The sequence below is a fragment of the Arenimonas sp. genome (assembly GCF_019459675.1).
Lineage (GTDB): Bacteria > Pseudomonadota > Gammaproteobacteria > Xanthomonadales > Xanthomonadaceae > Arenimonas.
In genome coordinates this window covers 1-6,296 of sequence record NZ_JAIBFH010000384.1, presented here as the reverse complement: position 1 = coordinate 6,296, position 6,296 = coordinate 1, and the positions used below count along the sequence as shown (strand labels likewise).

Sequence of the window (6,296 nt, the reverse complement as noted above, 5' to 3'; positions counted from 1 at the left end):
ACAACCCGCGGCCTGCCGGTGGTGTCGGTGAACGTGGGCGAGGTGGACGTCGAATTCCTGCGCGTGCGCGACGCCGAGGTGGCGAACTTTTTCGTCAGCTACCAGCGCGGCGGACGGCGCGGCGGCTGGGAGCTGGGCGACAGCGAGTGGCAGGACCGCGTGGCGATCACGCGCGTGGCCGATTCGGTTTACCTCAACCGCTTCGTGCTGGGCGGCGCCGACAACCAGCGCCAGCTGACCTACCTGCCGGTGCAGAACATCGCGCAGCTGCAGGAGCCAGGGCTGTACTTCGCCCTGATGCGCAAGGTCGGCGCCTATGGCGACGACTACGAAACGGCCACCTTCTTCGTTTCCGACATCGGCCTGCACCTGCGTGCCTACGGCGATTCGGTGTTCGTGCATACCGCCTCGCTCAAGTCCGGCGACCCTGCGGGCAGCATCGCCCTGAGCGTGCTCAACCGCGCCGGTGAAGTGGTGGCCAAGGCCGACACCGACGCCAGCGGCAATGCGCTGGTGGCCTACAAGCTCGACGCCAGCCACGTGCTGGTGGCGCGCAGCGGCAACGACGTGTCCCTGCTACCGTTCAACCAGCCGGCGCTGGACCTGTCCGAGTTCTCGGTGGCAGGCCGCAAGCAGGCCTGGTTCGACGTGTTCGCCTGGTCGGGACGCGACCTGTACCGGCCTGGCGAAACCCTGCGTCTTTCGGCGCTGATGCGCGACTACGACGGCCGCGCGGTGAAGGCGCAGCCGCTGTTCCTGAGCCTCAAGCAGCCCGACGGCAAGGTGTTCCTGGAAACGCAGCTGGCAGCGGGCGAGGGTGGCTATTACAGCTGGACCCAGGCGCTGCCGGCCGACGTGCCGACCGGCCGCTGGCAGGTGGAGTTCCGCACCGCGCCGGGCGCCGCCGAAGTGGTGCAGGGCATGTCGCTGCGCATCGAGGAGTTCCTGCCCGAGCGCATGAAGCTCGAGCTGGCCAGCGCCAAGCCGACGCTGGCACCGGGTGAACCGTTCCCGCTGGTGGTGGATGCGGCGTATCTGTACGGTGCACCCGCCGCCGGCAACCGATTCACGGCGCGCCTGTCGGTCACGGCCGACCAGCATCCGCTCGAGGCTTTCCCCGACCATTACTTCGGCGACCCCACCATCACCATGCCCAAGGACGCCACGGACGCGCTGGACCAGGCGCTGGACGCGCAGGGCAAGCTCACCGCGGCCCTGCCGCTGCCGGAAGAAGCCGCCGCGCCCGGCGCGCCGGTGGCCGTGGTGGTCAGCGGCAGCGTTTACGAAAGCGGCGGCCGCACCGTCACCCGCAGCCTCAAGCGCACGCTGTGGCCGGCGCCCGCGCTGGTGGGCGTGCGCCCGCTGTTCGACATGAAGGAAGGTTCGTCCGCCAACGGCGTGGCCGGCTTCAACCTGATGCGCGCCGACGCCGCGGGCCAGCGCCTGGCATCCAAGCCGCTCAAGGTCAGCCTGGTGCGCGAGCGCCGTGACTACCTCTGGAGCCAGGACGAGGGCGGCGGCTGGGGCTACGACTACACCGCGCGCTACGAAACCGTGGAAACCCGCGACGTGTCGGCTCGCGCCGACGGCGATACGCGCGTTGATTTCCAGGTGGAGTGGGGCGAGTACCGGCTGGAAGTGCTGGACCCGGAAACCGGGCTGATTACCCGCCTGCCGTTCGTGGCGGGCTGGAGCTGGGACAACGAAAACCGCGGCCTGGACGCGCGCCCCGACAAGGTGAAGCTGTCGCTGGACAAGACCAGCTACCGCGCCGGCGACACACTGCGCATCACCGTGACGCCGCCGCAGCCGGGCCAGGGCGTGCTGGTGGTGGAATCGGACAAGCTGCTGCACGTGCAGCCGCTGCTGGCCAAGCCTGGCGAAACCTACGAACTCAAGGTAACCGAGGAATGGGAGCGGCACGACATCTACATCACCGCGCTGGTGCTGCGCGGCGGATCGGCGGTTGAAAAGGTGACGCCGGCGCGCGCGGTTGGCGTGGCGCACGTGCCCATGGACCGTGCCTTGCGCACCGTGCCCGTAACGGTGGAAGCGCCCCGGCAGACGCGCCCCGAGCAGGCGCTGCCGGTGACCATCAGTGCGCCTGCGCTGGCCGGCAAGACCGCCTGGGCCACGGTGGCGGCGGTGGACGTGGGCATCCTCAACATCACCCGGTTCCCGGTGCCCGACGCGGCCGCGCATTTCTTCGCGCAGCGGCGCCTGGGCGTGGATGCGCACGATCTTTACGGCCGCGTTATCGAGAGTTTCGAAGGCGAGTCGGCCACGCTGCGCTTTGGCGGCGACATGGCGCTGCTGGCATTGCCGCAGGCACGCCGCCCGACCGCGCGCGTGCAGACGGTGGACCTGTTCGCGGGTCCCGTGAAGCTTGATGCCAAGGGCCAGGCCAAGGTGGACGTGATGGTGCCGGACTTCAACGGCACGCTGCGGGTATCGGCGCTGGTTTACAGCGACGAGGTCTACGGGCAGGGCCACAGCGAAAGCATCCTGCGCGCGCCGATCCTGGCCGAGGTGAGCGCGCCGCGGGCCCTGGCTCCGGGCGACCGCAGCACGGTCACGCTGGACCTGCAGAACTACACCGGCGCGGCGGGAGAGTTCAGCGTCAACTTCGACACCACGGGCCCGATCGCGGTTGCCGGCGAACGCCGCAAGGTGTCGTTGGCGCCGGACGCGAAGTCCACGCTCACCTACGTGCTCAGCGGCACCGAGGGCTTTGGCGTGGGCACGCTGAAGCTGCGCGTGGAGGGCGGCGGCTTCACGGTAAACCGCGAGTTCGACGTGCCGGTAAGGGCGGCCTGGGGCAGCGTGTCGCGTTCGCGTGCGCAGACAGTGCAGCCGGGCACCTCGCTGGCGCTGGGCGGCGAGCTGGCCGCTGGCCTGATGCCGGGCACGGTGTCGGCGCGCATGACGCTGACGACGCAGCCGCCGATTCCGTTCGCGCGTGCGCTGCAGGACCTGCTCGATTACCCCTACGGCTGCGTTGAACAGACCACCACCCGCGGCTATGCGGCCCTGCTGCTGGACGCCGACAGCGCCCGGCGCATGGGCTTTGCCGGACTGGACGAAGAGGCGCGGCGCAAGCGCATGGAGGGTGCGTTCAGCCGACTTGCGGCGCTGCAGTCGGGCAACGGCCATTTCTCGATGTGGGGCGGCAGTGATACTGCGGCCATCCTGACGCCGTACATCGCCGAGTTCCTGCTCAATGCCCGCGATGCCGGCTTCGCGGTGCCCGACGCGATGCTGCAGAAGACGCTCGAGCGCCTCAGCGAAGACCTGCTGACCGGCGGCGTGCCTTTCTATGCCTACGACGCCTCCGACCACCTGCGTTTCGCCTACCAGGCGCAGGCTGGCTACGTGCTGGCCAAGGTGAACCGCGCGCCGCTGGGCACGCTGCGCGCGCTGTACGACAACGAGCGCGGCAAGTCGCTCACCGGCCTGCCGCTGATGCACCTGGGCCTGGCCCTGGCGATGCAGGGCGACGAGGCGCGCGCCGGCAAGGCCATTGCCGAAGCGTTGGCCAAGAAGGACGCACGCCCGCGTTGGCTGGGCGACTACGGTTCAGACCTGCGCGACCAGAGCCTGATGCTGGCGCTGCTTCACGAGAACAAGCGCAGCGGCGGCGACCAGGACGCGCGACTGCTTGCGCTTTCGCGCGACCTGCAGGCCCGCGGCTCCGCCAGCCACTATTGGCTGAGCACGCAGGAACAGATCGCGCTGGCGCGGCTGGGCAAGGGCCTGGCGCTGGACGCCGAGGCCACGTTCTCGGGGCAGCTGAGCGTGGGTGCGCAGGCCACGCCGGTCGCCGCCGACCGCCTGTTCAGCAGCGACTTCGGCTACGGCGACCTGGCCGCGGGCGTGCGCTTTGCACCCCAGGCCGAACAGCCGCTGTTCGCCATCGTGGACGTGGTCGGCGTGCCGCGCACGGCGCCCGCGGTGGACGAGACCGACATCGTGGTCAAGCGCACCTGGTACAACCCCGACGGCACGGCGTGGAAGCCGGGCCCCTTGAAGGAGGGCCAGGTGCTGGTGGCCGCGCTGAGCGTCGAAGTGCGCGAGGCGATGCCCGATGCGCTGCTGGTGGACCTGCTGCCGGCCGGCCTGGAAATAGAGAACCTCAACCTGGCCGCGCCCGAACAGTGGTCCGACGTCACCATCGAAGGCATCACCATCACCGACCGCAGCAGCGCCTCGGAAATCGTCCACGAGGAGTACCGCGACGATCGCTACGTGGCGGCGCTCAAGCTCTATGCGGGCCAGAAGGCGCAGCTGTTCTACCTGGTCCGCGCGGTGACGCCCGGCACCTATGTGGTGCCGCCGCCGCAGGTGGAGGACATGTACCGGCCCGAGCTTCGCGGGGTGGGCCGTGCGAACCCGGCGACCGTGACCGTCGTCCAGCCATAGCGTGCGCAGGGCGCGCGTCACCGCCGCTGCCGCGGCGGGGCTGTCCCGGCCTGCCGCGGGCAAGCGCCCTCCGCGGGCGTGGTTGCGCCGCGTCCTCGCCGCTGGCGCGCTGCTGCTGTTGCTGGCGTTCGGACTGGACCGGCTGTTCCCGCCGCCCATCCCGGATACGGGCGACGGCGGCGCGGTGGTGTTGGCCGCCGACGGCACGCCGCTGCGCGCCTTCGCCAACCGCGACGGCGTGTGGCGCTACCCCGTCACCCTTGATCAGGTTTCGCCGCACTACGTGCAGGCCCTGGTGACCTACGAAGACCGCTGGTTCCGCCGCCACCCGGGCATCAACCCGCTGGCGATGGCGCGCGCCGCCTGGCAGTGGCTGCGCAACGGCCGCGTGGTGTCCGGCGGCTCCACGCTGACCATGCAGGTGGCGCGCATCCTCGATCCGCATTCGCGCACGCCGCAGGGCAAGTTGCGCCAGGCCTTGCGCGCGCTGCAGCTGGAGTGGCGCTATTCCAAGGACGAGATCCTTTCCCTTTACCTCAACCATGCGCCGTTCGGCGGCACCATCGTCGGCGTGGAGGCGGCCAGCTGGGCGTACCTGGGCAAGCCGGCGGCCAGCCTGTCGCAGGCCGAGGCAGCGCTGCTGGCTGTGCTGCCGCAGGCGCCCAGCCGCCTGCGGCCGGACCGCCACCCCGATGCCGCCCGCGCTGCACGCGACAAAGTGCTGGCGCGCATGGCGACACTGGGCGCATGGACGCCGGCGCAGGTGGACGACGCGCGCATCGAGCCGGTGGTGGCCCGCCGCCTGCAGCCGCCGATGTCGGCGCCGCTGCTGGCGCAGCGCCTGCGCGCCGCCCATCCCGGACAGTCGCGTGTCCGCAGCACGATCGACGCCAGCCTGCAGCGGGTGCTGGAACAGCGCCTGGCCGGCTATTTTTCCCAGCTGCCCGAGCGCACGTCGGCGGCGCTGTTGGTGGTGGACAACGCCACGCTGGAGGCGCGCGCCTACGTGGGCTCGCTGAAGTTCGGTGACGCCACGCGCCTGGGCCACGTGGACATGGTGCGCGCCACGCGCTCGCCCGGCTCCACGCTCAAGCCCTTCCTCTACGGCCTGGCGCTGGACGACGGCCTGGTGCATTCGGAAAGCCTGCTGGTGGATGCGCCGCAGAGCTTCGGCGACTACCGGCCGGCCAACTTCGACCCGGCGTTCAACGGGCCGGTGTCGGTGGCGCAGGCGCTGCGGCTGTCGCTCAACGTGCCCGCCGTGGACATGCTCGATCGCGTGGGTCCCGAGCGCTTCACTGCACGGATGGCCCACGCCGGGGTGCAGCTGCGCCTGCCGCGCGGCGCCAAGCCCAATCTGTCGATCATCCTGGGCGGCACCGGCACGCGCCTGGAAGAATTGGTGGGCGCGTACCGGGCGCTCAACGCCGAGGGTCTTGCCGGCCAGGTGCGCTACGCCGCCGGCACGCCGCTGCGCGAGCGCCGGCTGCTGTCGCCGGGCGCGGCCTGGATCATCCGCGAAACCCTTGAACAGCATGGACGCCCGGGCCAGCGCGACGAGGCCTTCGACACCAGCGGCCGGCCGCGCGTGGCCTGGAAAACCGGCACCAGCTACGGCTTCCGCGACGCCTGGGCGCTGGGCGGCACCGCCCGCTACACGGTGGGGGTGTGGGTGGGCCGGCCCGATGGCACGCCGCTGCCCGGGCAGTCCGGCGCCAACACGGCGCTGCCGCTGCTGTTCGAAGTGGTGGACAGCCTGCCGCGCGCCGGTGCCCCGCGCCGCCCAACCCGCATGCCCCGAACCGTGCGCAAGCTCGACGGCAGCTGGCCCCAGGGGCTGCCGCCGGAGGACGACCCGAACGCCCAGTGCCAAGAAA

The 6,296-nt window shown here is 70.9% G+C and carries 2 protein-coding genes; both read left to right on the top strand.

The features are described from left to right. A partial coding sequence (locus tag K0M70_RS12755; RefSeq protein ID WP_290782516.1) for an alpha-2-macroglobulin occupies window positions 1-4,419 on the top strand: 4,419 nt, incomplete at its 5' end. A gap of 82 nt (window positions 4,420-4,501) precedes the next feature. After that, the coding region (pbpC, locus tag K0M70_RS12750; RefSeq protein WP_290782514.1) for a penicillin-binding protein 1C at window positions 4,502-6,296 on the top strand (1,795 nt) is incomplete at its 3' end.